The organism is Paraburkholderia phenoliruptrix, from assembly GCF_019511605.1.
GTDB lineage: Bacteria > Pseudomonadota > Gammaproteobacteria > Burkholderiales > Burkholderiaceae > Paraburkholderia > Paraburkholderia phenoliruptrix_A.
This window is the reverse complement of sequence record NZ_JAEUAV010000002.1, coordinates 296,112-322,669: the sequence shown is the minus strand read 5'-3', so window position 1 is coordinate 322,669 and position 26,558 is coordinate 296,112. Positions and strand designations below refer to the sequence as shown.

General features: G+C 62.7%; 27 protein-coding genes and 1 pseudogene. 15 read left to right on the top strand and 13 right to left on the bottom strand.

The genetic code is table 11. The annotated features are described in order from the left end of the window. Positions 1-8 precede the first annotated feature (8 nt). The 7 genes from JNB89_RS05130 to JNB89_RS05100 all read left to right on the top strand — a co-directional run bounded on the left by JNB89_RS05130 (position 9) and on the right by JNB89_RS05100 (position 5,621). Positions 9-575 (top strand): cytochrome b, encoded by a 567-nt coding sequence (locus tag JNB89_RS05130; RefSeq protein WP_027212768.1) that lies wholly within the window; start codon positions 9-11, stop codon positions 573-575. 47 nt (positions 576-622) lie between these two features. Then, entirely contained in the window at positions 623-1,618 is a 996-nt protein-coding gene (locus JNB89_RS05125; RefSeq protein WP_220361650.1) for an alpha/beta fold hydrolase, read from the top strand. Continuing rightward, positions 1,615-2,535: a pyrroloquinoline quinone biosynthesis protein PqqB gene (gene pqqB, locus JNB89_RS05120; RefSeq protein WP_220361506.1), complete on the top strand. Its 921-nt coding sequence runs from the start codon at positions 1,615-1,617 to the stop codon at positions 2,533-2,535. Before JNB89_RS05125 ends, pqqB begins: the two co-directional genes overlap by 4 nt. 161 nt (positions 2,536-2,696) lie before the next feature. Next, positions 2,697-3,449 carry a pyrroloquinoline-quinone synthase PqqC gene (pqqC, locus tag JNB89_RS05115; RefSeq protein ID WP_013342867.1) on the top strand — a complete coding sequence of 251 codons (753 nt, stop codon included), beginning with the start codon at positions 2,697-2,699 and terminating at the stop codon, positions 3,447-3,449. After that, the gene (gene pqqD, locus JNB89_RS05110; protein ID WP_013342866.1) at positions 3,446-3,715 is read left to right on the top strand and encodes a pyrroloquinoline quinone biosynthesis peptide chaperone PqqD; all 270 of its coding nucleotides are present in this window, start codon (positions 3,446-3,448) and stop codon (positions 3,713-3,715) included. Before pqqC ends, pqqD begins: the two co-directional genes overlap by 4 nt. A 4-nt stretch (positions 3,716-3,719) precedes the next feature. Then, the gene (gene pqqE / locus JNB89_RS05105) at positions 3,720-4,955 is read left to right on the top strand and encodes a pyrroloquinoline quinone biosynthesis protein PqqE (RefSeq protein ID WP_220361505.1); all 1,236 of its coding nucleotides are present in this window, start codon (positions 3,720-3,722) and stop codon (positions 4,953-4,955) included. A gap of 3 nt (positions 4,956-4,958) precedes the next feature. After that, on the top strand, positions 4,959-5,621 hold the full coding sequence (locus JNB89_RS05100) for a response regulator (RefSeq protein ID WP_013342864.1): 663 nt from the start codon (positions 4,959-4,961) through the stop codon (positions 5,619-5,621). Here JNB89_RS05100 and JNB89_RS05095 read toward each other — a convergent pair. Further along, positions 5,591-6,619, bottom strand: a complete 1,029-nt coding sequence (locus JNB89_RS05095) for a histidine kinase (protein WP_220361504.1) — start codon at positions 6,617-6,619, stop codon at positions 5,591-5,593. The genes JNB89_RS05100 and JNB89_RS05095 overlap by 31 nt on opposite strands. A 208-nt stretch (positions 6,620-6,827) precedes the next feature. Between JNB89_RS05095 and JNB89_RS05090 the strand changes: the two genes are divergently transcribed. Further along, positions 6,828-9,281 carry a TonB-dependent receptor gene (locus tag JNB89_RS05090; protein WP_220361503.1) on the top strand — a complete coding sequence of 818 codons (2,454 nt, stop codon included), beginning with the start codon at positions 6,828-6,830 and terminating at the stop codon, positions 9,279-9,281. Between the two features lie 72 nt (positions 9,282-9,353). Here the strand turns inward: JNB89_RS05090 and JNB89_RS05085 are convergent, their stop codons facing one another. After that, positions 9,354-10,562 carry a beta-propeller fold lactonase family protein gene (locus JNB89_RS05085; RefSeq protein ID WP_220361502.1) on the bottom strand — a complete coding sequence of 403 codons (1,209 nt, stop codon included), beginning with the start codon at positions 10,560-10,562 and terminating at the stop codon, positions 9,354-9,356. 268 nt (positions 10,563-10,830) lie between these two features. On the opposite strand from JNB89_RS05085, the gene JNB89_RS05080 reads away from it, so the two are divergent. Next, positions 10,831-11,610 (top strand): HAD family hydrolase, encoded by a 780-nt coding sequence (locus tag JNB89_RS05080; RefSeq protein ID WP_220361501.1) that lies wholly within the window; start codon positions 10,831-10,833, stop codon positions 11,608-11,610. Continuing rightward, the gene (gene gph / locus JNB89_RS05075; RefSeq protein ID WP_220361500.1) at positions 11,607-12,347 is read left to right on the top strand and encodes a phosphoglycolate phosphatase; all 741 of its coding nucleotides are present in this window, start codon (positions 11,607-11,609) and stop codon (positions 12,345-12,347) included. The genes JNB89_RS05080 and gph overlap by 4 nt, the downstream gene beginning before the upstream one ends. Before the next feature lie 103 nt (positions 12,348-12,450). Here gph and JNB89_RS05070 read toward each other — a convergent pair whose 3' ends face one another. Next, positions 12,451-13,602 (bottom strand): porin, encoded by a 1,152-nt coding sequence (locus JNB89_RS05070; protein WP_013342858.1) that lies wholly within the window; start codon positions 13,600-13,602, stop codon positions 12,451-12,453. Between the two features lie 806 nt (positions 13,603-14,408). Between JNB89_RS05070 and JNB89_RS05065 the strand changes: the two genes are divergently transcribed. Beyond that, positions 14,409-14,687: a DUF1488 family protein gene (locus JNB89_RS05065; RefSeq protein ID WP_220361499.1), complete on the top strand. Its 279-nt coding sequence runs from the start codon at positions 14,409-14,411 to the stop codon at positions 14,685-14,687. A 30-nt stretch (positions 14,688-14,717) separates the two neighbouring features. Next, the gene (locus JNB89_RS05060) at positions 14,718-15,509 is read left to right on the top strand and encodes a phosphate/phosphite/phosphonate ABC transporter substrate-binding protein (protein WP_013342856.1); all 792 of its coding nucleotides are present in this window, start codon (positions 14,718-14,720) and stop codon (positions 15,507-15,509) included. A 144-nt stretch (positions 15,510-15,653) separates the two neighbouring features. On the opposite strand, the gene JNB89_RS05055 is transcribed toward JNB89_RS05060, so the two are convergent. The 4 genes from JNB89_RS05055 to JNB89_RS05040 all read right to left on the bottom strand — a co-directional run bounded on the left by JNB89_RS05055 (position 15,654) and on the right by JNB89_RS05040 (position 21,385). Then, positions 15,654-17,681: an acetyl/propionyl/methylcrotonyl-CoA carboxylase subunit alpha gene (locus tag JNB89_RS05055; protein WP_220361498.1), complete on the bottom strand. Its 2,028-nt coding sequence runs from the start codon at positions 17,679-17,681 to the stop codon at positions 15,654-15,656. A gap of 72 nt (positions 17,682-17,753) precedes the next feature. Continuing rightward, entirely contained in the window at positions 17,754-18,539 is a 786-nt protein-coding gene (locus JNB89_RS05050; protein WP_220361497.1) for an enoyl-CoA hydratase/isomerase family protein, read from the bottom strand. 28 nt (positions 18,540-18,567) lie between these two features. Further along, positions 18,568-20,175: a carboxyl transferase domain-containing protein gene (locus JNB89_RS05045; protein WP_220361496.1), complete on the bottom strand. Its 1,608-nt coding sequence runs from the start codon at positions 20,173-20,175 to the stop codon at positions 18,568-18,570. A 28-nt stretch (positions 20,176-20,203) separates the two neighbouring features. Beyond that, positions 20,204-21,385 carry an isovaleryl-CoA dehydrogenase gene (locus tag JNB89_RS05040; RefSeq protein ID WP_220361495.1) on the bottom strand — a complete coding sequence of 394 codons (1,182 nt, stop codon included), beginning with the start codon at positions 21,383-21,385 and terminating at the stop codon, positions 20,204-20,206. Positions 21,386-21,680: 295 nt separating this feature from the next. On the opposite strand from JNB89_RS05040, the gene JNB89_RS05035 reads away from it, so the two are divergent. Further along, positions 21,681-22,436, top strand: a complete 756-nt coding sequence (locus JNB89_RS05035; protein ID WP_220361494.1) for a TetR/AcrR family transcriptional regulator — start codon at positions 21,681-21,683, stop codon at positions 22,434-22,436. A gap of 101 nt (positions 22,437-22,537) precedes the next feature. After that, the gene (locus tag JNB89_RS05030; protein ID WP_431026575.1) at positions 22,538-23,395 is read left to right on the top strand and encodes a DUF72 domain-containing protein; all 858 of its coding nucleotides are present in this window, start codon (positions 22,538-22,540) and stop codon (positions 23,393-23,395) included. A 136-nt stretch (positions 23,396-23,531) separates the two neighbouring features. On the opposite strand, the gene JNB89_RS05025 is transcribed toward JNB89_RS05030, so the two are convergent. From JNB89_RS05025 to JNB89_RS05010, 4 genes and pseudogenes are all read right to left on the bottom strand, one after another. After that, positions 23,532-23,867: a hypothetical protein gene (locus JNB89_RS05025; protein ID WP_220361493.1), complete on the bottom strand. Its 336-nt coding sequence runs from the start codon at positions 23,865-23,867 to the stop codon at positions 23,532-23,534. Positions 23,868-23,883: 16 nt separating this feature from the next. After that, positions 23,884-24,228 carry an RHS repeat domain-containing protein gene (locus tag JNB89_RS05020; RefSeq protein ID WP_220361492.1) on the bottom strand — a complete coding sequence of 115 codons (345 nt, stop codon included), beginning with the start codon at positions 24,226-24,228 and terminating at the stop codon, positions 23,884-23,886. A 228-nt stretch (positions 24,229-24,456) separates the two neighbouring features. Continuing rightward, positions 24,457-24,711, bottom strand: a complete 255-nt coding sequence (locus JNB89_RS31000; protein WP_223216700.1) for a hypothetical protein — start codon at positions 24,709-24,711, stop codon at positions 24,457-24,459. A 184-nt stretch (positions 24,712-24,895) separates the two neighbouring features. Continuing rightward, positions 24,896-25,174: pseudogene (locus JNB89_RS05010) on the bottom strand (RHS repeat-associated core domain-containing protein); the annotation flags it as partial. A 343-nt stretch (positions 25,175-25,517) separates the two neighbouring features. On the opposite strand from JNB89_RS05010, the gene JNB89_RS05005 reads away from it, so the two are divergent. After that, the gene (locus tag JNB89_RS05005; protein ID WP_220361490.1) at positions 25,518-25,751 is read left to right on the top strand and encodes a SymE family type I addiction module toxin; all 234 of its coding nucleotides are present in this window, start codon (positions 25,518-25,520) and stop codon (positions 25,749-25,751) included. 52 nt (positions 25,752-25,803) lie between these two features. Here JNB89_RS05005 and JNB89_RS05000 read toward each other — a convergent pair whose 3' ends face one another. Both JNB89_RS05000 and JNB89_RS04995 read right to left on the bottom strand, forming a co-directional pair. Continuing rightward, complete coding sequence (locus tag JNB89_RS05000; RefSeq protein WP_220361489.1) at positions 25,804-26,190, bottom strand: DUF4279 domain-containing protein; 387 nt, start codon at positions 26,188-26,190, stop codon at positions 25,804-25,806. A 15-nt stretch (positions 26,191-26,205) separates the two neighbouring features. Next, on the bottom strand, positions 26,206-26,541 hold the full coding sequence (locus JNB89_RS04995) for an RHS repeat-associated core domain-containing protein (protein ID WP_346656193.1): 336 nt from the start codon (positions 26,539-26,541) through the stop codon (positions 26,206-26,208). Positions 26,542-26,558: the final 17 nt, after the last annotated feature.

Here is a 26,558-nt window from a genome sequence, read left to right as displayed (position 1 = left end):
AGGCCGAGATGACGACCGCGCATACTTCTTCCGCACCGCGTCGCGCCGACACGTCCACGCCGCGCTATGCCGGCTCGTTGATCGCGCTGCACTGGCTGATTGCGTTCGGCATTATCGGTCTGCTGGCGCTCGGCCTCTATATGGTCGGACTGCCGAAGGGTTTGCCGGTGAAGGCCACGCTGCTGAGCCTTCACAAATCCATCGGACTGACGGTTTTCCTGCTGGTGCTTCTGCGCATCGCGGCGCGTGCGGCCTTTCACCGGCCGCCGCTGCCGCCGATGCGACCGTGGCAACGCGCCGCCGCGCGCACTACGCAGGGCCTTTTATACGTAGCAATGGTGGCCATGCCCGTGTCGGGCTATCTGGGCTCGTCGTTCAACCGCTATGGCACGCGCTTCTGGGGCCTGCCTCTGCCGAAGTGGGGCTGGGACGACGCCGGTCTGCGCGAACTGTTCTTCGGCATTCATGAGGTGACGGCCTATGTGCTGATCGCGCTCATCGCGCTGCACGTAGCGGGCGCGCTCAAGCATCAGTGGATCGACCGCGACAATCTGCTGGCGAGGATGCTGCCGTGAAAGACGCGCGCATTCTGTCCCGCTCGGGCCGCGACGCAACGCGCGGCCTGCCGCAAACGCCGCGCGAGGCCACGCCGCGCCGGCGCACGCTGCGCACCGGCGACGCGCACCGCGTGTCGTTCACGGTTGCAGGCGCCGCGCACGGCGTGCCGGTCGTCGTGCTGCACGGCGGACCCGGCAGCGGCAGTCAGCCCGGCTCGACGCGGCTCTTCGATCTCACGCGCTTCAAAGTGGTTCTGATCGATCAGCGCGGAACCGGGCGCTCTTCGCCGCGCGGCAGCATTCGCCACAACCGCACAGACCGGCTGATCGAAGACATCGAAGCGGTGCGGGTACTGCTTGGCATCGAACGCTGGGGCGTGCTCGGCGGGTCGTGGGGCGCGGCGCTTGCGCTCGCGTATGCGGGGCAGCATCCGCAAGTCGTGACCGGCGTCGTGCTGCGCGGCCTCTTTCTCACCTCGATGCGCGAAGTTCGCGGCCTCTTCGTCGGCTCGCGCAAGCGCGCGCCGCACGCGTGGACGAAACTCTGCGCTGCCGCGCATTGCACGCGGCCGGCCGCGTTGCTGGCACGCTGCCACGCACGGCTGCAACACGGCGGCGCGAGCGACGCACAACAGCGCGCGCTGGCACTCGCCTGGCGCGGCTACGAAAACGCCGTGCTTGCGAGCGCGGGCTCGCGGCGCCCGCACGCGCCCGCGCGACACTCGCGTAAAGCGACGCGCAAGCTCGTGGACAAGTACCGGATCCAGTCGCATTACCTGATGCACCGCTGCTGGCTGGGACAAACGCGGCTCCTGTCGCTCGCGCGGCGCGCCGCCGCGGCCGGCGTGCCGCTTGCCGCCGTGCATGGCTCGCGCGATCCGGTGTGTCCGCCGGCCAACCTGCAGCGCCTTGCGCGCGCCGTTCCGGCTGCCCGTGTCGAGTGCGTGCGCGCCGGTCATCTCGCGAGCGATCCGGCTTTGCACGCGCGCGTGGCCGATGCGCTTGCAACACTGTTCCTGACATCCACTGAAGAGGGGCGCAACCTGCGCCATGCAGCATGAAAATCAAGGTACTCGGCTCATCGGCGGGCGGGGGTTTCCCGCAATGGAACTGCAACTGCCGCAATTGCGACGGCGTGCGGCGCGGCACGCTGAAGGCGAAGCGCCGCACACAATCGTCGATTGCAGTCAGCGCAAACGGCGAGGACTGGCTGCTGGTGAATGCGTCACCCGACCTGCTTACGCAGATCGCCGCCAACCCGGAACTGCAACCGGCCCGCCGCGCGCGCGACAGCGGCATCGCGGCGGTGCTCGTGATCGACGCGCAAATCGACCACGTCACCGGCCTTCTGATGCTGCGCGAGCGCGACACGCCGCTGCCGCTGCACGCCACTGACGCCGTCTGGCAAGACCTCTCGACTGGCTTTCCAATTGCGCCGATCCTCTCGCACTACTGTGGCGTCGAACATCGCCGGATTGCGCTGGATGGCGCGCCGCTTGCCGTCCACGCGCTGCCGGGCGTGCGCGTCGACGCGCTGCCGCTCTCCAGCAAGGCGCCGCCTTATTCGCCGCATCGCAATGCGCCGCAGCGCGGCGACAACATTGGGCTCGTCTTCACGAACCAGCAGAACGGCAAGCGTATGTTCTATGCGCCCGGCCTCGGCGCAATCGAAGAGCATGTGCTCGCGGCAATGCGCGAAGCGGACCTGCTGCTCGTGGACGGCACGCTGTGGACCGCCGACGAAATGATCCGTCTCGGGCTATCGCGCAAAACCGCGGCGGACATGGGTCATCTGCAGCAATCCGGGCCTGGTGGCATGATTGAAGTGCTCGATTCGCTCGGCACGACCGACACGCGCAAGGTGCTGATCCACATCAACAACACGAACCCGATTCTGGTCGAAGACAGCCCGGAGCGGCGCATTCTTGCCGAACACAGCATTGAAGTCGCGCACGACGGCATGAGCTTCGAACTATGAGCTTCGAACTCTGAGCTTCGAACTCTGAGCTTCGAACTCTGAGCTTCGAACTCTGAGCTTCGAACTCTGAAGCGCGACCGCGCGGCATGCGCTGTCGCATGAGTCGCCCATGAGTCGCAGACGATGAGTCGCAAATAAGTCGCAGAAGAACTGGAGATTGCATGAACGCGAAAGACACCTTGGGAACAACGGCATCGCACGCTGCGCACAGCAGCGCGAGCACCGCCGAGCCCGCCTGGACACGCGAGGAATTCGAGGCGCAATTGCGCGCGAAGGGCACGGCCTATCACATTCATCATCCGTTCAATGTGAAGATGAATAGCGGCGGCTGCTCGCGCGAGCAGATTCGCGGCTGGGTCGCGAACCGCTTCTACTATCAGATCAACATTCCGCTGAAAGACGCGGCCGTGTTGTCCAATTGTCCCGACCGCGAAACGCGCCGCCGCTGGGTGCAGCGCATTCTCGATCACGACGGCTACGGCGGCGAAGAAGGCGGCATTGAAACATGGGCGCGTCTGGGCGACGCGGTCGGCCTTTCGCGCGACGAACTGTGGTCGCTCAAGCACGTGACGCCTGGCGTGCGCTTTGCCGTGGACGCCTACGTGAATTTCGCGCGCCGTGCGCCGTGGCAGGAGTCGGTGTGTTCGTCGCTGACGGAAATGTTTGCGCCGCAAGTTCACCGCGACCGGCTCGCGAGTTGGCCCGAACATTACCCGTGGATCGAAGCGTCCGGTCTCGCGTATTTCCGCTCGCGCATCACGCTCGCGCAGCGCGACGTGGAGCATGGCCTCGAAGTCACCCTGGATCACTTCACGCGGCGCGATCAGCAGGAACGCGCGCTCGAGATTCTGCAGTTCAAGCTCGACATTCTGTGGACCATGCTGGATTCGATCGAAAAGGCTTTCCCGCAATGAACGATATGCTCGACGCCGCGCGTCCCGCGCTCAACAAGCTGTTCCGGCTGCAATGGGAGCCCGCGCAAAACGCTCACGTGCTGCTCTATCCGGAAGGAATGGTGAAGCTCAACCAGAGCGCGGCGGAGATTCTCAAACGCTGCGACGGCACGCGCGACATGCAAGCGCTGATTACCGATCTGGAGCAGGCGTTCAACACCACCGGGCTTGGTCCCGAAGTGCGCGCGTTCGTGACCGAAGCGCACTCGCGCGGCTGGCTGGAGTAGCGCGATGACCGATCTCTCGCAACCCGTTGCAAGTGCGCAGCGCGAAGCCGCGCCGGCGGGCGTGCCGCCGCCGCTGTGGCTGCTTGCGGAGCTGACGTATCGCTGCCCGCTGCATTGCGCGTTCTGCTACAACCCGGTCGACTACACCGCGCACAACCGCGAGCTCAGCACCGAGCAGTGGCTTCGCGTGCTACGCGAAGCACGCGCGCTCGGCGCCGCGCAACTCGGCTTTTCGGGCGGCGAACCGCTGATGCGCGACGACCTTGAAGTGCTGGTGCGCGAAGCACGCGCGCTCGGCTTCTATACGAACCTCATCACGTCGGGAATCGGCCTCACGGATCAGCGTCTGGGCGAGCTGAAAGCGGCCGGACTCGATCACATCCAGTTGTCGTTTCAGGACTCGACGCAGGAGCTCAACGACTTTCTCAGCAGCACGCGCACCTTCGATCTCAAACAGCGCGTCGCGGCATCCATCAAGCGGCATGGCTTTCCGATGGTGCTGAACTGCGTGCTGCACCGCTATAACCTGCCGCACGTCGACAAGATCATCGACATGGCGCTTGCCATGGGCGCCGAATATCTGGAACTTGCCAACACGCAGTACTACGGCTGGGCGCATCACAACCAGGCGCAACTCATGCCGACGCGCGAGCAGCTCGACGAAGCCGAAGCGGTCGTCGAACGTTATCGCCGCGAACACGGCGAGCGCTGCAAGATCTTCTTTGTCGTGCCCGACTATTTCGAACGACGCCCGAAGCGCTGCATGAACGGCTGGGGCGCGGTGTTCCTCGGCGTCGCGCCGGACGGCGCCGCGCTGCCCTGTCATGCAGCGCGCGCGTTGCCCGGACTGGTTCTGCCGAATGTGAAGGACACGCCGCTGCGCGACATCTGGTACGAGAGCGACGCATTCAACCGCTTTCGCGGTCTGCAATGGATGAAGGAGCCGTGCCGCAGTTGCGAGGAAAAGGAACGGGACCTCGGCGGCTGCCGCTGCCAGGCGTATCTGCTCACCGGCGACGCGGCCAACGCAGACCCGGTGTGCGACAAGTCGCCGTCGCATGAGAAGGTGGTCGACGTCACGCGCCTCGCCGCCGCGGCTGCCCATGCGCCGCGCGAGCAACCGATTGTCTTTCGCAACGATGCGAACTCGCGCAAGCTGACCTCCGCCCGCGCGGATGACGGGCTCGCGCACGGCGCATCGCACCGCACGCCGAACGACGGCGGCCACACCGGAGGTTGAGCAATGACAGCGGCGAACATCTCAGTGTTGCTCGTCGACGATCACGCGGTAGTGCGCGAAGGCTACCGGCGCCTGCTCGAACTGAACGCCGACGTGCATGTATGCGGCGAAGCGGCCGACGCAGCCGAGGCGTATCAGCGCTTTTGCGCGCTGCGGCCCGATGTCGTGGTGATGGACGTGTCGCTGCCGGGCGCAAGCGGTATAGAAGCGATGCGGCGCATGCTCGCGCGCGAGCAGGATGCGCGCGTGCTGATTTTCAGCGTGCACGAAGAAGCGATTTTCGTGCGCCGCGCGCTCGACGCGGGCGCGCTCGGCTACGTGACGAAGGCAAGCGCCCCCGACGTGCTGGTCGAAGCGGTGCGCATTGTCGCGAGGCGCGCGAGCTATCTGAGTCCGGACATCTCGCAGGCGCTCGCGCTGCGCAATGCGTTCAGCGAAGGGCCGCCGGGCCGGCAGTTGTCCGCGCGCGAATTCGAGGTGCTGCGCCTGCTCGTGCAAGGCTACACGCTGCCGAGCATCGCGGAGAAGCTCGGGCTCAGTCAGAAGACCGTGGCCAACCACCAGTCGGTGATACGGCAAAAATTCGGCGCGGACAACGGCGTGCAGCTTGCGCAAATGGCGAGCCGCCTCGGCCTTCAGTTTACGGGTTCTGCCAGTCCCGCGTGAGCGGGCACGCGCGCACAGAACAGGAAGCCGCCCTCGGGCCTGCTCGCCACATGAAACTCGCCGCCGAGCGCTTCGACGCGCTCGCGCATGCCGATCAGGCCCAGTCCCGCGCGCGGCGCAGCGAGGTCCACGCCGGGGCCGTCGTCGGCCATCGTCACGACAATTTCGTCGACGGGCGCATTGTTCCGGGTATTGTCCGCGGGCGCCGGTGCGGCTGCGTCGCGCGGCGCGCGCACCATGAACACTTCCACGCGCGCGTTACGCGCGAACTTCGAAACGTTGGTGAGCCCTTCCTGCACCAGCCGGTACAGCGTGATAGTCAGCGCGTCGCTCAGGCCCGTGTAATCGCCTTCTATCGTCAGCGAAAACGACGCCTCGGGTAGCCGCTCGCGCCAGCCGTCGATGCAATGCTCGAGCGCGCTCGGCAAGCCGAATTCGTCCAGACCGATAGGTCGCAAACGGCGAATCATGCCGCCGATCTGGCGGTACACGTGGCTCGCGCTCTGCATCAATTCCAGTGAGATGCGATGAATCTCCGGCTCGCGCGCGGCGGACAGGTCGCGAATACGCGCTGCGTCGAGCGAAATTGCGTTGAGATACTGGCCGAGCTCGTCGTGCAGTTCGCGCGCGAGGTGGCGGCGCTCACTCTCCTCGGCCTGCAACGCCTGGTTCGCAAGGCGCCGGTTGTCGGCGAGCAGGCGCTCGGCCTCTTCTTCGAGCCTGCGCCGATGCGCGAGCTCGCTGCGGGTGTCGCGATAGCGGCGCCACGCGAACCATGCGAGCCCCAGCGACAGCACGCACAGCGTGAGCGGCAATTCGTCCAGTTGAAAGCGCTCGAGCCCGCGCGTCCACCAGTACGCGCGCTCGCTCACGTCGAACAGCGAACCGAGCAGCGCTGCGAGCAGGGTCAGCGCGATCACGCAGCAGAGATCGCGCGACACCGCCGAAGAAGGCGGAGCGCGGCGCGCCGAAGAAGGTTGGGTGGATTCGCTCGACATCACGTTTGCATTCTAATCAGGCCGCCCGGACAGGTCGCTTCGCTGCAAGGAGATTGGGAACGCTTCCTCGCGATTTCGGGAAAAGCTCCCGCGCTTTCTGACGACTGCGCATGCGAAGCTTTGCACACCTTGAAAGAAAGCGCTACGTACGCAGCCACATGGCTGCGCTACGGACAAGGCGTCGAACCTGCGGCCAGGAGACAGAAAAATGAATACCTCTTCACGCGCGCGCGGCGCGAGAAACCGCGCATCCGGAGTGCGGCGACGGGCCCGCATCGGCCTTGGCCTCGCGAGCGCGCTCGGAGGCATCTCGGCGGATGCATGGGCGCAGGCCGAAGCGGCGGCATCCGCGGCGGTATCGCCGGAAGCCGCTCAAGTGGCTCAAGTGCCTCAAGTGGCCGAAGTGCCTCAAGTGGCCCAAGTGGCTCGAGCGCCCCAAGCGGCCCAGGTCGCTCAAGCGGCCGCTGCGCCCGAAGCGGACGACGCCGCGCCGACCACCACGCTCGCGCCGGTGGTGGTGGTCGGCACCACGCCGCTGCTTGGCGTCGGCACGCCGCTCGCGCAAGTGCCCGCCAATGTGCAGACCGTCCGCGCACGCGACATCGAAGCGCAGCACCGCAATACGCTGACCGACTACTTCGCGAAGAACCTGCCGAGCGTCGATATCGCCGATGCGCAGGGCAATCCGTATCAGATGAACGTCAACTATCGCGGCTTCACGGCCTCGCCGCTGCTCGGCACGCCGCAAGGCATTTCGGTGTTCGTCGACGGGGTGCGTGTGAACGAGCCCTTCGGCGACGTGGTCAACTGGGACGTACTGCCGCAACAGGCTATCGACACGCTCCAGATAATCCCCGGCTCCAATCCCACTTACGGACTGAACACGCTTGGCGGCGCGCTGGCTATCACGACCAAGAACGGCAAGACGAGTCCCGGCGGCGCGGCCGAGGTGGCGCTCGGCTCGTGGGGCCGCAAGTCTGCACAGATCGAACAGGGCGGCACGATAGGCCAGAACCTGGACTACTACGTGACCGGCAACGTCGCGAACGACAACGGCTGGGCCGAGCAGAACGCCAGCCGCGTGCGGCAGATTTTCGGCAAACTGCGCTATACCGACGCGGACACCACGCTGTCGTTGTCCGCAGGCGGTGCGGATAACGACCTGCACGGCACGCAAACCATTCCGCGCTCATTCCTTGGCAATCCAAAGCAACCGTATACGTATCCTGACCAGAATCTGAACAGCGCGGGCTATGTGACCCTCGCGGGCGAGCATTACTTCAGCGATAACGTTCAACTGAGCGGCAATGCGTATTACCGGCACTTTCGCAACAGCAATCTGAGCAGCAACGTCAACCCGAACTTCGGCTCGCTCGACGACGACGGCGACATCGACACCAGGCAGGCAACCAACGAGCAATCCGTCGTCTCCACCGACAGTTTCGGCGCGAGTCTGCAACTCACGCTGCTCGGCAAGCTGGGCGGCATGGAGAACCAGTTTGTCGCCGGTGTGTCGGCGGACATTGCGAATTCGCGCTACACGGAATCGTCGCAGGAGGCGGTTTTCACTGCGTCGCGCGCGACGGTAGGCGTCGGCGACTTCGAGCGGGAAACCGCGGCGAAAACGCATAACGGCAACTACGGAATCTACTTGCAGGACACGCTAGCGCTCACCAAACAATGGTCGCTGACGCTCGCGGGCCGCTATAACTGGGCCGATGCGACCATCGGCGATGCCAGCGGCAGCCAGCCGCAACTGAACGGGCACCATACGTTTTCGCGCTTCAATCCGGCGCTCGGCATCAACTGGAATCCAACTTCGTCGTTCACGGCCTACGCAACGTACAACGAAGGCATGCGCTCGCCGACCGCTATCGAGCTCGCATGCGCGGACCCCGCCGCGCCCTGCTCGCTGCCGAACGATTTCGTCTCCGACCCGTCTTTGCAACCGGTGATCTCGAAGACCTTCGAACTAGGTGCGCGCGGACGAATCGGCCAGGCAACGACCTGGAGCGCCGCCGTCTACCGGACCACGCTGGAGAACGACATTGAATTCATCGCCAGCAATGGTGCCGCGAGCAATCGCGGCTTCTTCCAGAACGTGGGGCGAACGCGCCGGCAAGGCTTCGAACTGTCGGGGCGCAGCCAGCTCGGCCCGCTTGCGGTGACCGCTAGCTACAGCTATATCGACGCAACCTACCGGTCCGCGTGGACCGAGAGCAGCCCCAGCAATTCGAGCGCGGACGCAAACGGCAACATCGCCGTGAAGCCCGGCGACCATCTGCCGGGCATTCCGGCAAATACGGTCAAGCTGCAACTCGACTATGCCGCCACCGCGAAGTGGAAAGTCGGCGCGAACCTCACCTGGCGCGGCGGCATCTATGCGCAGGGCGACGAGAACAACCAGGACGTCAACGGCAAGATCGCGGGCTACCTCCTGATCGACCTGGACACGTCTTACCAGGTCACGAGGCAACTGCAGGTGTTTGCCAGCGTCACGAACCTGCTCGACAAGCGTTATGCGAGCTTCGGCACGCTCGGCGAGAACTTCTTCAACGGCCCGAACCATACCTTCGACGGCGCGAATGCGAGCAACGAGCAATTCATCGGCCCCGGCGCGCCGCGCGGCTTCTGGGTCGGTCTGCGCTATGCGTGGAAGTGACGTGCAAGAGAAGCCGGTCATGCCGCGACGCGACGCGTCCTTACTTCGCGGCATGACCGGCAACGGCACGTATCAGCGCGATTCGATCGAGCCGTCGCCAGGCGGATAGGTCACGATGCCCCAAGCCAGCGGCAAAGGCCCGATCTGCGTGATCGGTTGATAGCTGTGGGCGTCGAGCACATACACCGAATCGGAGCGGCCGCAGGCAACCAGCAGCTTCGCGCCGTCCGGCGTAAAGCTGAAGTGCCAGCAACGCTGCCCGACCGGCACGTCGGCGAGATGCTCGTAGCTGTGGCCGTCGAATACCTGCACCGTCTTGTCGCGCGCCGCGGCTACGAAAAGCCGCTTGCCGTCCGGACCATAGGCGACGCCGTAGGGGCCCAGTTTGGTATCGACAGTATTCAGCACTTTGAACGTGCGCGCGTCGATCACAACCAGTTTGCTGAGCGACTCCAGCGTGACCACATACTCCTTGCCGTCCGGCGACAGCCGGATGCCACGCGGACGCCCGCCGGCCGCAAGCTTCACGGTTCGCACCGGGGCGCCGGTGCGCGCATGGTAGACCGAGACCGTGTCGTCGCCTTCGTTGGTGACGAGCATGTGCTTGCCGTCGCGCGAGAATTCGATGCCCTCGGTTTCGTGGCCGCTCGTCACCGAGCGCACCACGCGCCAGGTTTTCATATCGACAATCGCGATCTCGGCGGGCGGCTTGTTGGCGTCGTCATCGTCGTCGGCATGCCCGGGTGCGTGGTTCGCGCCACTGCCGGAGCCGGAGCCGGTCTCGGCGGCCTTGCTGGACGCAGCGGTCCCCGTGGCAGCCCCGTCCGCCTTTTCCGGCTTCTGCCCCGCCGGCTTGCCAGCCTGCGGGTTCGCCCTGGGCGGCCCGCCCTCTTCGCCCGGCTCGTAGGTCACATACGCATAGCCGTTGTGCACGCGCACAAACTCGGGGTTCTGGCCGATCTTCACACGCTGCACGACTTGCCCCGAAGCCGTGTCGATCACCGCCAGCTCGCCGGTGTTCTTGTTGGCCACGAGCAGCCGCGAGCCGTTCGAATTCAGGCTGAGGCCACGCGGGCCGGCGGCGCCCACGGCGAAAGTCCGGGTCAACTTCATCTGATCGAGGTCGATCACACCCACTCCGGCCTTTTCGCTCGTCACGTAGGCGAGCGGCGCCGCGGCATGCGCCCAGCCCGCACCGAGTAGCGCCGCGATAGCGGCCGCGATACCAACCGAAGCGAGGGCGCGTCCCCGTGTTGCGTTGCGAAAGCGTGTCTCCACCATTGTTGTGCTCCGTTATGAAAGCGCTGTGCCGCGCGAGCCGGCATTCAAGCAAAGTAGTGCATTGGGGGATCGTTTGACAACGGACAAGCGGCGGGAGATTTTCCCGAATTGGCCTGGCACGGTCGAACCGCGTCGCACGCAAGTGTTAAACGATGCGTTATCGAGTCGCAAAGAATCTCTGAATTCAACTCGTCGCGCCACTTGGCTATCTTGACTGCATCGCGCCGGCTCATTTGCCGGCGCTTCGGCACAAGCTGAGGAGCGGCCCATGCAAGCCCTGATCTTCGACGTCGACGGCACACTGGCCGATACCGAAAGCGCGCACCTGCGCGCGTTCAACATGGCGTTCGCGGACGCGGGGCTCGACTGGCACTGGGACGAAGCGCTCTACGCGCGTCTGCTCCAGGTGGCAGGCGGCAAGGAGCGTTTGCTGCATTACTGGCGCATTGTCGATCCCGACGAAGCGCGCGGCCCCGGCGTGAGCGCCGTGATCGACGCGGTCCATGCGATCAAGACGCGTCACTATGCGGCATGCGTGCGCGATGGCGGCCTGCCGCTGCGGCCAGGCATTGCACGCCTGCTCGACGAAGCGAACGCGGCCGGCATTGCCGTGGCGATCGCGACGACCACCACGCCGGCAAATCTCGACGCTCTGCTGCAAGGACCGCTAGGCGCGACATGGCGCAGCCGTTTTGCCGCGATCTGCGACGCGGGCACGACGCAAGCAAAGAAGCCCGCACCGGATGTCTACCTCGACGTGCTCCGGCTACTCGGCTTGCAAGGCCCGGACTGCATCGCGTTCGAAGACTCCGCCAACGGCCTGCGCGCGGCGCGTGCGGCACGCGTCCCAACCATCGTGACGCCGACAGCGTATACCGCGGATCATTCTTTCGAAGGCGCGCTCGTCGTGCTGCCTCATCTCGGCGATCCGCATGCGCCTATTCTTTCCCCAAGCGCAAGTGAGCGCCCCGCATGGGTGGATCTGGATACGTTGCGCCGCTGGCATCGCGAGGCATTCGATGCGGCCCACGCAGCGGCGGCAGCATGATCGCGCAGCCGCCCGGTTCGCCGCATCTACAAGGGTCCGTGCGATCAGCAACGCATGCCGTGCTGATCGACCTTGACGGCACGATGGTCCACACTGCGCCGGACATTGTCGAGGCGGCGAGCCGCATGCTGGCCGATTTCGGCCACGCGCCGTTGCCCTTCGAGATGGTCAGCGGCTTTATCGGCAAGGGTGTGCCGAACCTGGTCAGGCGTACGCTCGCAGCCGCCGCACTAAATGAGCAAGTGGACCAGGAGACCGCGCTCACGCTGTTTCATCGGCATTATGAAGAGACCAATGGGCGCTACGGCTACGTTTATCCGCACGTGGCCGCGGGTCTTCGCGAACTTCGGCGGCTCGGCTACCGCCTTGCGTGCGTGACCAATAAGCCCGAGGCACTGGCCGCGCCGCTGCTGCGCATGACAGGGCTTTGGAGTTACCTCGAAGTGCTGGTCGCGGGCGATTCCATCGACAGCATGAAGCCCGCGCCGCAACCGCTATGGCACGCGTGCCGGCTGCTCGGCGTGGACCCGCAGTGCAGCGTGCTGCTTGGCGATTCGCCGGTGGATGTCTGCGCGGCGAGTGCGGCGGGCATGCCGGCGTTCATCGTGAGCTACGGCTATGGCGGACCCGATGGCGCAGCGGCGCTGCAATGCGCCGCATCAATCGACTCGTTCGCGCAACTGCCCGATCTGCTTGCGCCGCGCGGCGAGCACGCACGTGCGAAGGCCGCGTCATAGTTCTCGCACCCCAAATGACAATGAGCCGAACGCATGCGTCCGGGTCATCCCTTTCTACTGCTGACAAAGCTGCTTGCCAGCAGCTACAGCATGCCTATCCGCGTCAGAACTTGTGACGGATACCGACAATTGCCAGCGCTTGCGAATCGGTACCGTTGTAGCCGTACGAGCCGATCGAAGCCTGTGCGCTTTGCGTCGTGCCATCCGCGAGACGCTGCGTGCCGCTCGCATGCTGGTAGGCCGCAACCGCGTAGAAGTCGGTGCGCTTGGAGATGTTGTAGTCCGCACCGAGGCTGATCTGGTGGTAATGCGCCGACGTGTCGCCCGATGCGGCGGTGTACGCGTAGCCTAGACCCGCGACCAGTGCCGGCGTCGCCTGATACGCAACGAAGGCCTTACCGCTGTTGTACTTCTCCGTGCCGGTGAACGTCGAAGCGCCGTCGCTCTTCAACTGCGTATTGCTATACGAGGCGCCCAGCGTGACCGGGCCGATCACGTACTGGCCGCCGACCTGCGCGATGCTGACGGATTTCGCCGTCACGTAGCCGTCGTTGATATGGCTGTCGAAGATCGAATCAGTCGTGCTGCTCGCCCAGCTCGAGCGTGCAGTCGTTGCCGATGCGTTGGTCGCGCGCAGATAGCCGCCCGCCAGCGAGAAAGGACCGTTCGAGTACGAGACGGCGCCGCTGTAGGTGTAGCCCTGGCCCGCCTGACCTGCCACGCCGCTGAATGCATACAGTGCTTCGAACTGCAGGCCGGCGTAGTTCGGCGACACGTACTTGACCGCGTTGGACACGCGCGCGCTGTTGTCGTTATTGTCGACGTCGCCCGGCGTTGCGAATGCGGAGCCGAAGAAGTTGTCGGCCGTGACGCCTTGCACCATGTCCGTGATCGGGTCGTACTGGCGGCCGGCCGTAAGCGTGCCCCACGTAGCGCCCGTCAGGCCGACAAACGCCTGGCGGCCAAATTCGCGCGAGCCCTGACCGAGCTTGCCCGTGCCGACGTCGAAGCCGTTTTCCAACGTGAAGATTGCCTTCAGGCCGCCGCCCAGTTCTTCCTGACCCTTCAGGCCCCAGCGGTCGCCGCTCAGATTGCCGTTGATCATGCCGGCCAGATTGCTGTTCGAACTGGCGTTATGCACGTAGCCAATGCCGGCATCGATCACGCCGTACAGCGTCACGCTGTTCTGTGCATGCGCGGATCCCGCGGCAACCAGAAATGCGAGAGACGCGGAAGTGAATGCTGTTTTTTTCATCCTTGTTCCTTTATTCGAGTTTAAAAGGCATTGCGGATGCGCAGCATACATTGATCAATGCGAAACTCAATAAAAGTGTTTGCAAATTGCCACACGCAGATCATTACCAATTAGTGCACAAATAATTAAGGGCTATTTGCGAACACATAGCCCCGAGTCCGGCGCAACGGCTTTCCCTGCGTGGAGACTTGGAGAAAGAACCGGACCGGCGGATTTAGCCAGCCAGGTCGTGCAAAGTCAAGCGGCAGGCAATTGGGTTTTCTTGCTGAATCTTTTCACTGTCATTTATGGGTGATTTTTATTTCAATTTATTAACCGCAATTACGTTTTATTGCCATTCCACGCAAGCGGAAATAAACTGGCGCCCTCGACAGTTTCAATGACACCCTATTGCGCAACCTAAAAGGCCGAATGCGCCGACTATTCCGACACCCGCGCCAAGTCCGAAAGTCTCGAGCGAAGTCGCACATCCCTGCAAACCGAGCAGCACCACCACGGCGGCCGCGAGCGCAAACTGCCGGACTCTGCGCGGCGCTGCCTTGTTGAATCGACTGGTCCCTGTCATCTCTTTTCCCGTCTCGATGGATCAGAAGGCAAGTGTAGGGACTGCCTCGCGACGCGAACCGTCGAGTACCGGGTGGAAAAGCGGCTTCGGTTACAAAATTTTGTCTCGCGCGCGAGTCGTCGCTGCGCCGGGCCGCCGCGCGTGCATCGCCAATGTCTTGCGAATGCTGGTTTTCCCACATACCAGCAGCTTTCGGTTTGTCATGCTGAAGACTCAGGCGCGCGCGCGAAAGGAGGTCGCCATGCCGGTCTATGTTGACGAAGGGTTCCGGCCCTGCGTGACGGAGTGCGCAACGGTCGCGTTCAGAGTGTGCTGCGACGACCGCGCACAGATTTTCGAGGTCAGCGCGGACGCGCTCATCACTTATTGCGGCGCGGCAAGCGCCCGCAAGAAAGACCTGTTGCTCGCGTTCGAAGGCGCACAAGACGAGATTCTCACGGTGGCCGCGCGCCAGTGGACGTTCCGGCCGACCGAGCCGGTGCGGCTAGGCGTCGACGAATTCCGTATCATCATGCATTAGTCCGCCCATAAGCCATGCACGCACCGCATCATGACCTGGATCGCCGCCCTGCCTATGTACAACGTCACGCCCTCGCTCGAAAGCGAATGGCGGGCGTGGCTGACGGACGTGCTGAGCATGGTCAAGCCGGCCTGCCGCATTGTCGAGCCGGACGAAGAACTGCATGGCTTCTGGCGCAGGCCGAATCTGCTGGTTTCGCAGACCTGCGGCTATCCGCTGATGCATGGTCTGCGTGACCAGGTGCAGTTGATCGCGACGCCGCGTTTCGACGCGCCCGGCTGCGAAGGCGCGCATTACGCGAGCGTGCTCGTTACGCGTGCCGACGCGCCGTTCGATACGCTCGCCTCATGCCGCGGCGCACGGGCCGCCTACAATCAGGACGATTCCAATAGCGGCATGAACGCGCTGCGCCACGCGGTCGCGCCGTATGCGCGTGACGGCGCGTTTTTTCGCTCCGTCCTGCGCACCGGTTCGCACGTCGGCTCCTTGCAGGCTGTTGCGGACAATCGCGCGGACCTCGCCGCAATAGATTGCGTGACGTTCGCCTTTGTGTGCGACGAACTGCCGGAGCTCGCGCGGCGGGTTCGCCGTATCGGCATGACAGCGGCGTCGCCGGGTTTGCCTTTGATCGCCGCCGACACGGTGCCCGCCGCGACCGTGCAAGCGCTGCGCGAGGCGCTGAACGAAGCGCTCGCACAGCACCCTGAGCGTGCAAAACGCCTGCGTTTGCAGGGGTTTTCCGCGTTGTCGCTCGCAGACTACGAGCGTATCGCTGAACTCGAAAACGAGGCGCGCGCAGTGGGCTATACGCGGCTCGGTTGAGCAAGCGGGGCTTTGCGCACCGCTTGAAGCAGCGCTTCGCGCACCGCTTTGAGCGGCGCTTTTAGCGTTATGCGAGCTTATTTGTGCATTGGTCGAGCCTTGTTCGGGCATTGGTCGAACAAGGCTCGCGCATTGGTTCGACGCTTATTGCACGTCCAGCACCAGAAGCTGCGCGCCGTCGGCCACCTGATCGCCAACCGCATACAGCACTTCCGACACCGTGCCCGCTGCCGGCGCGCCGATGGTGTGCTCCATTTTCATCGCTTCCATCACGATGAGCGGCGTGCCCTTCTCAACGACCGTGCCCGGCTCGACCAGCACCGCGATGACCTTTCCCGGCATCGGCGCAGTGAGGCGCCCTTCGCCATGTTCCGCATCCGCCGCGTGCGCCAGCAGGTTCTGCCACTCGAAGGCCAACGCGTGACCGAGGCAGAACACATGAAACGTGTCACCGTCGATAAAGACGCGGCCCGTGGCGCGCGCATCGCCGATAGTCGCGCGGTATTCGTGCAAGCCCGAGCCTTGCGACCACGTGAAGTCTTCGCGCAGGCCGTCGTGTTCGAGCGTTTGCACGCCGCCGTCGCGCGCGAACGTGACGGTAAAGGCGCTGTCGTCCTCCACGTTGAGCCAGCCTAGCGTCTGCGTGTAGCCGCCGTTCAGACGCCAGTGCGACAGCGCGTCCCACGGCGACGCACCGTGCGCGGTGCCGCCTTCGCGCGTAAGGAGCGCCGCGCATGCCAGCGCGAGCGCTTCCTTGAAGGGCTTTTTCACCGGCGCAAACAGCGCATCATGATGGCGTTCGATCAGACCGGTATCGAGGTCGCCGCTCGCAAACGGCTCGCTTTCGACAATACGCTGCAAAAACTCCACATTCGTATGCGGCCCCACCACTTCGCATGCGTGCAGCGCGCGGCTCATTCGGGCCAACGCTTCTTCTCGCGTCGCGCCGTGCACGATCAGCTTGGCGATCATCGGATCGTAGAACGGCGTAATGGTGTCGCCCTCACGCACGCCGCTATCGAGGCGCACCGGCGCCTTGCGGCCCGGCTCGCCGAGACCGGCCGCATCGATCACGAACTCCACGCCTTGCGGCATGCGCAAATGCTTGAGCGTGCCTGTCGACGGCAAGAAGCCGCGCGCCGGATGCTCCGCATAAATGCGCGCCTCGATTGCGTGGCCGTCTATCTTGAGTTGCTCCTGCGTGAGCGGCAACGGCTCGCCGGCGGCCACGCGCAGTTGCCATTCCACCAGGTCGTGACCCGTCACCATCTCCGTGACAGGATGTTCGACTTGCAGGCGCGTGTTCATTTCCATGAAATAGAACTCGCCGCTCGCCGTCATGATGAACTCGACAGTGCCGGCTCCGACATAGTTCACCGCGCGCGCGGCGGCAACCGCGGCCTCGCCCATTTCGCGCTTGATTTGCGCCGACAATCCCGGCGCGGGCGCCTCTTCCAGCACCTTCTGATGGCGACGCTGCACCGAGCAGTCGCGGTCGAACAGGTACACCGCGCCGCCGCGCCGGTCCGCGAACACCTGCACTTCGACGTGGCGCGGCCGTGTCAGATACTTTTCGATCAGCACGCGGTCGTTGCCGAAGCTGCCCGCCGCCTCGCGCTTGCAGGAGGCGAGCGCCGCAGCGAAGTCTTCGCTGCGCCCGACAACGCGCATGCCCTTGCCGCCCCCGCCCGCGCTGGCCTTCAGCAGAACCGGGTAGCCGATCGCGTCCGCCTCGCGCTGCAATAGTTCGAGGTTCTGATCGTCGCCGTGGTAGCCCGGCACGAGCGGCACAGAAGCCGCATGCATCAGCGCTTTGGCGGCGGCTTTCGATCCCATTGCCGCGATAGCTTCGACCGGCGGTCCGATGAACACAATGCCGGCGGCTTCGCATGCCCGCGCGAAGTCCTCGTTTTCCGACAGAAAACCGTAGCCCGGATGCACCGCCTGCGCGCCGCTCACGCGCGCCGCTTCGATAATGCGCTCGACACGCAGGTAGCTTTGCGCCGCGCTTGCCCCGCCAATATGCACCGCTTCGTCGCACGCGCTCACGTGCTTGGCGTTGGCGTCCGCATCCGAATAGACAGCGACGCTCGCAATGCCGAGCCGCTTGCAGGTCGCGGCGACCCGGCACGCAATCTCGCCCCGGTTGGCAATCAGGATCTTGTTGAACATGAGTTGTCTCTAGCTCTGGATATTGTTCTGGTGAACGCCCGCCGGCGCCTCGCGTTGTGAGTGAGGCGCGCTTCAGTCGCGCCAGGCCGGCGCACGTTTTTCGAGGAACGACGCGACGCCTTCACGGCCTTCCGCGCCTGCTCGCGTGCGCGCAATGCGCGCCGCCGTGTCTTCGATCAACGCGTCGTTCAGCTCGCGGCCGGCCATGTCCTGCACGAGCTGCTTGCAGGCGCGCACCGCTTGCGGACCGTTCGCACACAGCGTTTGCGCGATCTGCTGCACAGTGGCGTCGAGTTGCTCGGCGCTGACCGCTTCGCTGACGAGGCCCAACCGCAACGCAGTCGCGCAGTCGAACTGCTCCGCGCTGAGAAAATAGCGGCGCGACGCCTGCTCGCCCAACGCGCGTATCACGTACGGCGCGATAGTGGCGGGAATCAGCCCGAGGCGCGCCTCGGAAAGACAGAAGCGTGCGCTTTGCACCGCCACCACGATGTCGCACGCGGCAATCAGGCCCATGCCGCCCGCGTAGGCATCGCCGTTCACGCGTGCGATTACCGGCTTGTTGCAGCGATAAATGGACGACAGCATATTGGCGAGCAACATTGCGTCGGCGCGGTTCTCGTCGTCCGAGTAGCCGGCCATTTTCTTCATCCAGTTCAGATCTGCGCCGGCGCAGAACGCCTTGCCGTTGGCGGCGAGCACGACCGCGCGGATGTCGTCGCGCGCATTGAACGCCGTGAAGGCCGAGGTAAGCTCGGCGATCATGGTTTCATTGAATGCGTTGCGCACTTCCGGGCGATTCAGCGTGAGCGTCGCGACATATCCGTCTATGTCGACGTTCAGTGTGTCGTATTGCATCGTGGCGGCTCCCATGCGTCGCGCTCTGTCACATCCGGAACACGCCGAAGCGCGTGTCTTCTATCGGCGCATTCATGGCAGCCGACAAGCCGAGGCCGAGCACGTCGCGCGTTTGCGCCGGGTCGATCACGCCGTCGTCCCACAGACGTGCGCTTGCATAGTAAGGATGCCCCTGATGTTCGTATTGCTCGCGAATGGGCTGTTTAAAGGCCCCTTCTTCTTCGGCGCTCCATGACCCGCCGCGGCTTTCAATGCCGTCGCGTCTCACCGTGGCAAGCACCGACGCGGCCTGCTCGCCGCCCATTACCGAAATGCGCGCATTCGGCCACATCCACAAAAAGCGCGGCGAATACGCGCGCCCGCACATGCCGTAGTTGCCCGCACCAAACGAGCCGCCGATGATCACCGTGAACTTCGGCACCTTGGCCGTGGCGACGGCCGTTACCATCTTCGCGCCGTTACGCGCAATGCCTTCGTTCTCGTACTTGCGGCCCACCATGAAGCCCGTGATGTTCTGCAGAAACACGAGCGGGATCTTGCGCTGGCAGCACAGCTCGATGAAATGCGTGCCCTTGAGCGCGGACTCCGAAAACAGAATGCCGTTGTTTGCAATGATGCCGACCGGATGGCCCCAGATATGCGCGAAGCCGCACACAAGGGTGGTGCCGTAGCGCGCCTTGAATTCGTCGAATGCGGAGTCGTCGACAACGCGCGCAATCACCTCGCGAATGTCGAACGGCTTGCGCGTATCCACGGGGATGACGCCGTAGATGCTTTTCAGGTCGTAGCGCGGCGGCTTCGGCTCCTGCAGCAGCACCGGCACGTGCTTCGTGCGGTTCAGGTTGCCGACGATGCTGCGCGCAATTGCGAGCGCATGCGCGTCGTTTTGCGCGAGATGGTCCACCACGCCCGACAGGCGCGTATGCACGTCGCCGCCGCCGAGGTCTTCGGCGCTCACTACTTCGCCGGTAGCGGCTTTTACGAGCGGCGGGCCGCCGAGAAAAATGGTGCCCTGATTCCTGACGATGATCGACTCGTCGCTCATCGCAGGCACATACGCGCCGCCCGCGGTGCACGAGCCCATGACGACGGCAATCTGCGGAATGCCCGCGGCCGACAGGTTCGCCTGGTTGTAGAAGATGCGGCCGAAGTGATCGCGGTCGGGAAACACGTCGTCCTGATTCGGCAGGTTTGCGCCGCCCGAGTCGACGAGGTACACGCACGGCAAGCGGTTTTCCGCCGCAATTTCCTGTGCGCGCACGTGCTTCTTGACCGTGATTGGATAGTAGGTGCCGCCCTTCACCGTCGCGTCGTTGCAGACGATCACACACTCGTGACCCGCGATCCGCCCTATGCCGGTAATCACGCCCGCGCCGGGCGCGTCGTCGTTGTACATGCCGTAGGCCGCGAGTTGCGAGAACTCGAGAAACGGTGTGCCCGGATCGAGCAGCTTTTCGATGCGCTCTCGCGGCAGCAGCTTGCCGCGCCCGGTGTGCTTTTCGCGCGCGGCCTCGCCGCCGCCGAGCGCGAGTTGCTCGATCTTCGCGCGAAGATCGTCGACCAACGCCTCGAGCGCCGCGGCATTGGCGCGAAAGTCGTCGGAGCGTGGATTCAGCCTGGATTCGATGACGGGCATCGCGTCGTTCTCCTGTTGGTCGCTCGGCTTACATTGTTTCGGCAAAGAGCTCGCGGCCAATCAGCATGCGGCGAATCTCGCTCGTGCCCGCGCCGATTTCATAGAGCTTCGCGTCGCGCCACAGACGTCCAACCGGATACTCGTTGATATAGCCATTGCCGCCGAGAATCTGGATCGCTTCGCCCGCCATCCACGTGGCTTTTTCAGCCGTGTAGAGAATCACGCCCGCGCAGTCCTTGCGAACCTGGCGCACGTGCTCCGTGCCGAGCGTGTCCAATTGGCGGCCGACCGCATACAGATACGCGCGGCACGCCTGCAACGTGGTGTACAGGTCGGCGACCTTGCCCTGAATCAGCTGGAATTCGCCGATAGACTGACCGAACTGCTTGCGGTCGTGAATGTACGGCACCACTGCGTCCATGACGGCGACCATGATGCCGGTCGGGCCGCCCGCGAGTACGGCGCGTTCGTAGTCGAGACCGCTCATCAGCACCTTCACGCCGCCGTTTAGTTGCCCGAGAATGTTTTCTTCCGGCACTTCCACGTCCTGAAACACGAGCTCGCCCGTGTGCGAGCCGCGCATGCCGAGCTTGTCGAGCTTCTGCGCGACCGAAAAACCCTTCATGCCTTTCTCGACGATAAACGCGGTAATGCCGCGCGAATTCGCTTCAGGGTCGGTCTTCGCGTAGACGACCAGCGTGTCGCAATCCGGGCCGTTCGTGATCCACATCTTCGTGCCGTTCAGCACGTAGCGATCGCCTTTCCTGTCGGCGCGCAGCTTCATGCTGACCACGTCCGAGCCGGCGTTCGGCTCGCTCATGGCGAGCGCGCCCACGTGCTCGCCGGAGACCAGCTTCGGCAGATATTTCTGCTTTTGCGCCAGGGTGCCGTTGCGATGTATCTGGTTCACGCACAGATTGGAATGCGCGCCATACGAAAGGCCGACCGAAGCCGATGCGCGCGAGATCTCTTCCATTGCAACCATGTGCGCGGTGTAACCCATGTTCGCGCCGCCATATTCCTCGGAAACCGTCATGCCGAGCACACCAAGGTCGCCGAATTTGCGCCACAGGTCCATCGGAAACTGATCCGTGCGATCGATTTCAGCGGCACGCGGCGCGATTTCTTTCGCAGCGAAACCCGCAATGCTGTCGCGCAGCATTTCGATTTCTTCGCCGAGTGGGAATTGCAAGCCGGGCAGGTTGCTCATTGCGGTGTCTCCAGGTTTCATTGACGGCCGGCGGCAGGTTGCCGGCGAATTCAGTAATGCGGCCAGGCGGGCTCCAGCATGCGAGGCGGCCTGGCCGCCCGCGCGTTCAGCCCGCAGCGAGGCGCGCGACGCTCAACGCGCATTTCACGCCAGATTTACGTAAGCGTCAATAGGTATTTTTGAGTGTCACTCAGAAAATGAGCCGTGCGGGATAATTGGCCACAGCGCTGTGATAGCATGGGGTCGAGCGCTCCTCGAACGCCGCCTGCGCACTTCAAATTTGAACCCGACTCATATGACGCTTGAGCTCAAGCCCGAACTACCCGCCTCGCGCCGCCAGCCCGCCGGGCGCAAATCGCAGCAGCGCGTGAAGGAGATTCTTCAGGCAGGCCGCGACGTGTTCTCCGAAAAGGGCTACGAGCGCGCAACGACTGCGGAGATCGCCCAGCGCCTGGGTGTTTCCGAGGCGACCGTGTTCAGCTACTTCCGTGGCAAGCGCGAGTTGTGTGCGCGGGTGATCGGCGACTGGTACGACGAAATTATCGGTGCGATTGAAGCCGGGTTGCCGCGCGACGGCACCGTGAGGCAGCAGTTCGCCTTCATCGTGCGAACGCATTTGCGCTTGATGCTCGTGAACGGCACCGATCTTTGCGCGCTGGTGCTCTCGGAAGGACGCGCGCGGCATCACGAGTTGAGCGAGGCGCTGACCGAATTGCAGCGCCGCTACACCGCACCGCTGATGCGCGTATTGGCGCAGGGCCAGGAAAGCGGCCAGATTCGCGCGGACATGCCTTTGCGTCTGTTGCGCTCGATGGTGTTCGGCCCCATGGAGCATGTGTTGTGGGACGCGACGCTGGCGCACCGGCATACCGATATCGACGCAACCGCCGATCAGTTGATCGAGGTATTGTGGGCCGCGCTGACACCTCCCGATCCCGCGGTGAACGCGTTGCAGCAGTTCAGGGCGGAAGTGGCGGAAGCCAACCGGCGTTTCGACGAAGCCACGCGTGCAGCGGCCATGCACGCAGCGAAACCGGCGGGTGGCGAATAGCCGTTACGTTTCTCTGCTTCCCGTAGGCGCGCTCCGGCGCGGAAAAAAACGCTAATCTATGGGTCTACCCGTCGCTGAAGCGCAGCCAGAAGGAGAACCAGGTGGCAGAAACCAAGTCCGCAAAAGGCGCAAAGCCGTCAGCCAGCGCCAAAACCACTAGCACGACCAAAAGCGGCAAGATCAGGATTGGCATAGGCGGCTGGACTTACGCGCCGTGGCGCGGCACTTTCTATCCGGACGATCTCACGCAAAGCCGCGAACTCGAGTATGCGAGCCGGCATCTCACTTCAATTGAAATCAACGGGACGTTTTACGGTTTGCAAAAACCGGCGAGCTATGAAAAGTGGTATCAGGAAACGCCGGAAGATTTCGTGTTTTCGCTAAAGGCGCCGCGTTACGCGACTAATCGAAAAGTACTGGCCGACGCCAGCGAAACCATCGAGCGTTTTTTCGCAAGCGGCCTGCTGCTGCTCAAACAGAAGCTCGGGCCCATCAACTGGCAGTTTGCGCCGACCAAGAAGTTCGACGGCGAAGATTTCGAGGCCTTTCTGAAGCTGCTGCCTGCGAGTATCGAGGGTGTGAAGCTTAGACATGCGATCGAAGTGCGCAACGACAGCTTCAGGACGCCGGAATTCATTGCGCTGGCACGCAAGCACAAGGTCGCAGTGGTGCTTGCAGGAGACAGTGCGTACCCGCAAATCGCCGACGTGACCGCGCCGTTCGTGTATGCCCGCATCATGGGCACCACGGACAAACAGGCCAAAGGTTATTCAGCGAAAGCGCTGGACGCATGGGCAGCGCGTGCACGCGAACTGGCCGCGGGCACGACGCCAGGCGACCTGGAAACATGCGGCGAGGCGCCCGCGAAAGCAGCGGCGCGTGATGTTTATCTTTATGTGATCAGCGGGTTTAAGGAACGCAATCCGGCCGCGGCGATGGCGTTGATTGAGCGGTTGTGAGGGGTTGAAGGTGGGGGGATCGACGTCTGCCTTTACTGCGGCGTATTCGTGAATGCAATCGCAAGAGCGCCAGAACTCATCGTTGCGCCGCTTTAAATGCAGAAGGGCCGCGAAATGCGGCCTTTCTGCATCAACGCTATCTCAGCGCTGACACTGTCGACAACTCGATCGTTATATCAGCGCCAACGGAAGGCCGTATCTCCGCGATCTTTTTTGATTCTTTAGGTGGCCATGGAAACGACTTGTTCAGCCGCGCAATAGCCTCGTCATAGCGCGACGGATCATCCTCAGACGAGAAGACGCTGATGTCATAGATAACGTTCTGGATGAGGAAATTGCTCACGATGCAACGCGAAGCTCCAGCAAATACGAGAACTCTTCTTTCGGCTTCAAAGTGGATTTTTATACGTATGTTACTTCCATCCACCTCGATCCCGTCTATATACCAATCATGCAGATGGTCCGGCAGCATAGCTATCACCTGGAATTCAGAGCGGACAAAATGGCACGACAGCCCAATCCCGGTTCTTCCCGTTCCAATGATGCGCGCGTGGTGTCATTCCACCATGCGAATGATCGAAATCAAGATCAACAGCGGCTCGGCGATCGGCATCGTAAAGCCGCATCTGCCCGCTACCTGAAGGGTTCAATACGCAAGCATTGGCCGGTCCATTCATCGGCAGGCCAGCCTCACCGGTCGGATCATTGAACCGCACCGGATTGCCGTTGACATAAGCATACGCATTCGTCTGCCCACTCGCCCAGCCAGTTGGGTCCCCACTAATGAACCGCCCTGCTTCTGGCTGGCAATACCAGTTCCGATGGCAAAGCACGTCCGCTCGTCACCCAACGCTCTGTCGCCATCCAGGAATCCTTGCGCTATCAGAAAGCCGCACGCCTGCCCTTCCATATGCGGAAGACGCCGGCTTCCAGCGCGGACAGCGCGTGCGTATCACCGTCGAGTACCAGCGGCTCATGATTACGCCGCTTTAGATACAAAAGGGGCCTCGAATGCGGCTCTTCTGTCGCGGCAACTTCGGATTGCACTGGCAACGCTCAAGCTAATTTACGCCGTCACTTGCATAAACATATATGTCAACGGTCGCACCGACGTCGCCAACTGCTTTGAGAAACGATGGCGTGAGCGAAATCGGGTAAATAGCCGTGTCGGGCAGCCAGAAGAGGCCCATGCGGAACTCGACCGCGTCCACGCCGGGAAACCTGACCAGCCGCCTCACTTCAGCCTCGTAGCTTCGCAAGAAACTGAGCGTCGCATCAATCTGCGGTTCAAGGCGATGCTCGTCAATTGGCGACACCGCGATCTGTAGAGACGAGGACTCTCTGATGGGGCGGTATGCATTCCCAGTCGGCCCGCGTCGAAATATGTCTGCTATACCGGACCACGGAGAGGACACCAGGAATCCGCGTACGTCGAAGTCCGCACCAGATCCACAAAAAATGCAACCAGGCATAAAGTTCTCACCTCACGAATATTGAGCCTCACCCGCATTGCCCGGTCTCTAAAAGATATATCTTGTAGTACTCCAACGCAGTGTCTTTCGGGACCTGCCCGGTCCGTGGGTCTTTAAGCTCTTTGATCAACGAACCGCCATCTTGCCGGTGGAGCCAATTCCAATAACTATTCGACAAGCCATACTTCTGGTCCCATGGTCCAAGCCCAAACGGATCCCTGAACTGAACCGGATTCCCACCCACATAAGAATACGCATTCGTCTGCCCACTCGCCCAGCCAACCGGGTCTTCACTAATGAACCGCCCTGTCGCTGGCTGTGCGGACGGATGGACAGCCGCCTACATCAGTTGCTCTCGATCCAGATTTTGCAGTCCTTGTAATGATCTTGTGTCCTCGCAAGGACTGCAGCCCTATCACTGTTCTTCGACATATCGAAAATGATGTGAAATTTCGTGATTGCATTTTGATGTGTGTCGATACCTTCCAGATCTACCCTTCCATTCATCCAAAGCTCTGCATTCCAGATTTTGGATTTGATGGCAATGAATCTGTCCACTCCGCTCCTAGTCTGCGCAAAAAATATGTCCATGGATCCCGCAATCAAAACTCGCGCCCACACTGGAATTACATCTGCGTCGACATGGTGTCATGGCTGATGCCAATCATAAAGCACCACCACCCGTTACCGAACGGTTCGTCACCATCCAGGAATCCTGGCGCTATCAGAACCCGGAACCCCTGCCCTTCCATAAGGGCAAGGAGCCAGCCACCTTTCCGTGGATGAAGCTCTCAGGACGGTCGATCGAGACCGCCGGCTTTGAACCCGGACAGCGCGTGCGTATCACCGTCGAGCACCAGAAGCTCATCATTACACCGCTTTAAATACAGAAGGGCCGCTCGCGCGGCCCTTCTGCAATTCACAATCCCGCTACAGCTACTCTTCTTCCGGCGGGTCAAACCACAAATCAAAGTGCAACTCCATATCCAGCGATGCCAGTGCCGCCATCTGCTTCGGCTGAAGCACAGGGCCACCATTTCCCGAAACGGAAGACCAGAAGCAGTAAGTTCGGTACCAGCAGCCCATCTCCTTAATCTTTTTCATGTCAACGCCATACGCTTCCAACTCTCGCAGCAAAAGATCCAAATGATCCGCGACGTCGACGGAGTCGAGTTCCTTGGTTTCGAAGAACCAGCCAAGAAGACCATTCCTATTGCTGGTTCTGGTCGGGGAAATTTTTATCTCGTCCGCCATGCGATTCATCGCATCGGCATCAGATCCATAAATACACAGCGTTACGTAGGTCCGCGAGCAAGCTGACATGTTTCATCCAATAGGTTAATACCGCGACCGGCCGCCTTTGCCGCTCTTGCCGCCCTTCCCCACCGGACAACCTTCGCCATTCCACTGGTTCCAGAAGTCGTCAAGCATAGGCTTAGTGAAATTAACTGAACCGGGGATACCTTCGTCCTGCTTTATGCCATGCACCCAATCGCGGAAATTCTTATCGTTGTACCCGTACCATTGGTCGCCTTTATGTAGCCCGTATGGATCGTTGAACTGCACCGGATTCCCACCCACATAAGCATACGCATTGGTCTGCCCACTCGCCCAACCAACCGGGTCCTCACTAATGAACCGCCGTGTCGCTGGCTGGTAATCGCACAAAAGCACCACCGCCACCCGTCACC

What these genes read in the sequence shown, in the direction of transcription:
- JNB89_RS05095 (WP_220361504.1), bottom strand. Translation starts at nt 6,619, where the DNA reads ATGTCGAGCGAATCCACCCAACCTTCTTCGGCGCGCCGCGCTCCGCCT.
- pqqD (WP_013342866.1), top strand. Translation starts at nt 3,446, where the DNA reads ATGAACGATATGCTCGACGCCGCGCGTCCCGCGCTCAACAAGCTGTTC.
- JNB89_RS05080 (WP_220361501.1), top strand. Translation starts at nt 10,831, where the DNA reads ATGCAAGCCCTGATCTTCGACGTCGACGGCACACTGGCCGATACCGAA.
- JNB89_RS05090 (WP_220361503.1), top strand. Translation starts at nt 6,828, where the DNA reads ATGAATACCTCTTCACGCGCGCGCGGCGCGAGAAACCGCGCATCCGGA.
- pqqE (WP_220361505.1), top strand. Translation starts at nt 3,720, where the DNA reads ATGACCGATCTCTCGCAACCCGTTGCAAGTGCGCAGCGCGAAGCCGCG.
- JNB89_RS05085 (WP_220361502.1), bottom strand. Translation starts at nt 10,562, where the DNA reads ATGGTGGAGACACGCTTTCGCAACGCAACACGGGGACGCGCCCTCGCT.
- JNB89_RS05000 (WP_220361489.1), bottom strand. Translation starts at nt 26,190, where the DNA reads ATGTCAGCTTGCTCGCGGACCTACGTAACGCTGTGTATTTATGGATCT.
- pqqC (WP_013342867.1), top strand. Translation starts at nt 2,697, where the DNA reads ATGAACGCGAAAGACACCTTGGGAACAACGGCATCGCACGCTGCGCAC.
- JNB89_RS05060 (WP_013342856.1), top strand. Translation starts at nt 14,718, where the DNA reads ATGACCTGGATCGCCGCCCTGCCTATGTACAACGTCACGCCCTCGCTC.
- JNB89_RS05065 (WP_220361499.1), top strand. Translation starts at nt 14,409, where the DNA reads ATGCCGGTCTATGTTGACGAAGGGTTCCGGCCCTGCGTGACGGAGTGC.
- gph (WP_220361500.1), top strand. Translation starts at nt 11,607, where the DNA reads ATGATCGCGCAGCCGCCCGGTTCGCCGCATCTACAAGGGTCCGTGCGA.
- JNB89_RS05025 (WP_220361493.1), bottom strand. Translation starts at nt 23,867, where the DNA reads ATGCTGCCGGACCATCTGCATGATTGGTATATAGACGGGATCGAGGTG.
- JNB89_RS05070 (WP_013342858.1), bottom strand. Translation starts at nt 13,602, where the DNA reads ATGAAAAAAACAGCATTCACTTCCGCGTCTCTCGCATTTCTGGTTGCC.
- JNB89_RS05005 (WP_220361490.1), top strand. Translation starts at nt 25,518, where the DNA reads ATGGCTGATGCCAATCATAAAGCACCACCACCCGTTACCGAACGGTTC.
- JNB89_RS05035 (WP_220361494.1), top strand. Translation starts at nt 21,681, where the DNA reads ATGACGCTTGAGCTCAAGCCCGAACTACCCGCCTCGCGCCGCCAGCCC.
- JNB89_RS05040 (WP_220361495.1), bottom strand. Translation starts at nt 21,385, where the DNA reads ATGAGCAACCTGCCCGGCTTGCAATTCCCACTCGGCGAAGAAATCGAA.
- pqqB (WP_220361506.1), top strand. Translation starts at nt 1,615, where the DNA reads ATGAAAATCAAGGTACTCGGCTCATCGGCGGGCGGGGGTTTCCCGCAA.
- JNB89_RS05130 (WP_027212768.1), top strand. Translation starts at nt 9, where the DNA reads ATGACGACCGCGCATACTTCTTCCGCACCGCGTCGCGCCGACACGTCC.
- JNB89_RS05045 (WP_220361496.1), bottom strand. Translation starts at nt 20,175, where the DNA reads ATGCCCGTCATCGAATCCAGGCTGAATCCACGCTCCGACGACTTTCGC.
- JNB89_RS05050 (WP_220361497.1), bottom strand. Translation starts at nt 18,539, where the DNA reads ATGCAATACGACACACTGAACGTCGACATAGACGGATATGTCGCGACG.
- JNB89_RS05055 (WP_220361498.1), bottom strand. Translation starts at nt 17,681, where the DNA reads ATGTTCAACAAGATCCTGATTGCCAACCGGGGCGAGATTGCGTGCCGG.
- JNB89_RS05100 (WP_013342864.1), top strand. Translation starts at nt 4,959, where the DNA reads ATGACAGCGGCGAACATCTCAGTGTTGCTCGTCGACGATCACGCGGTA.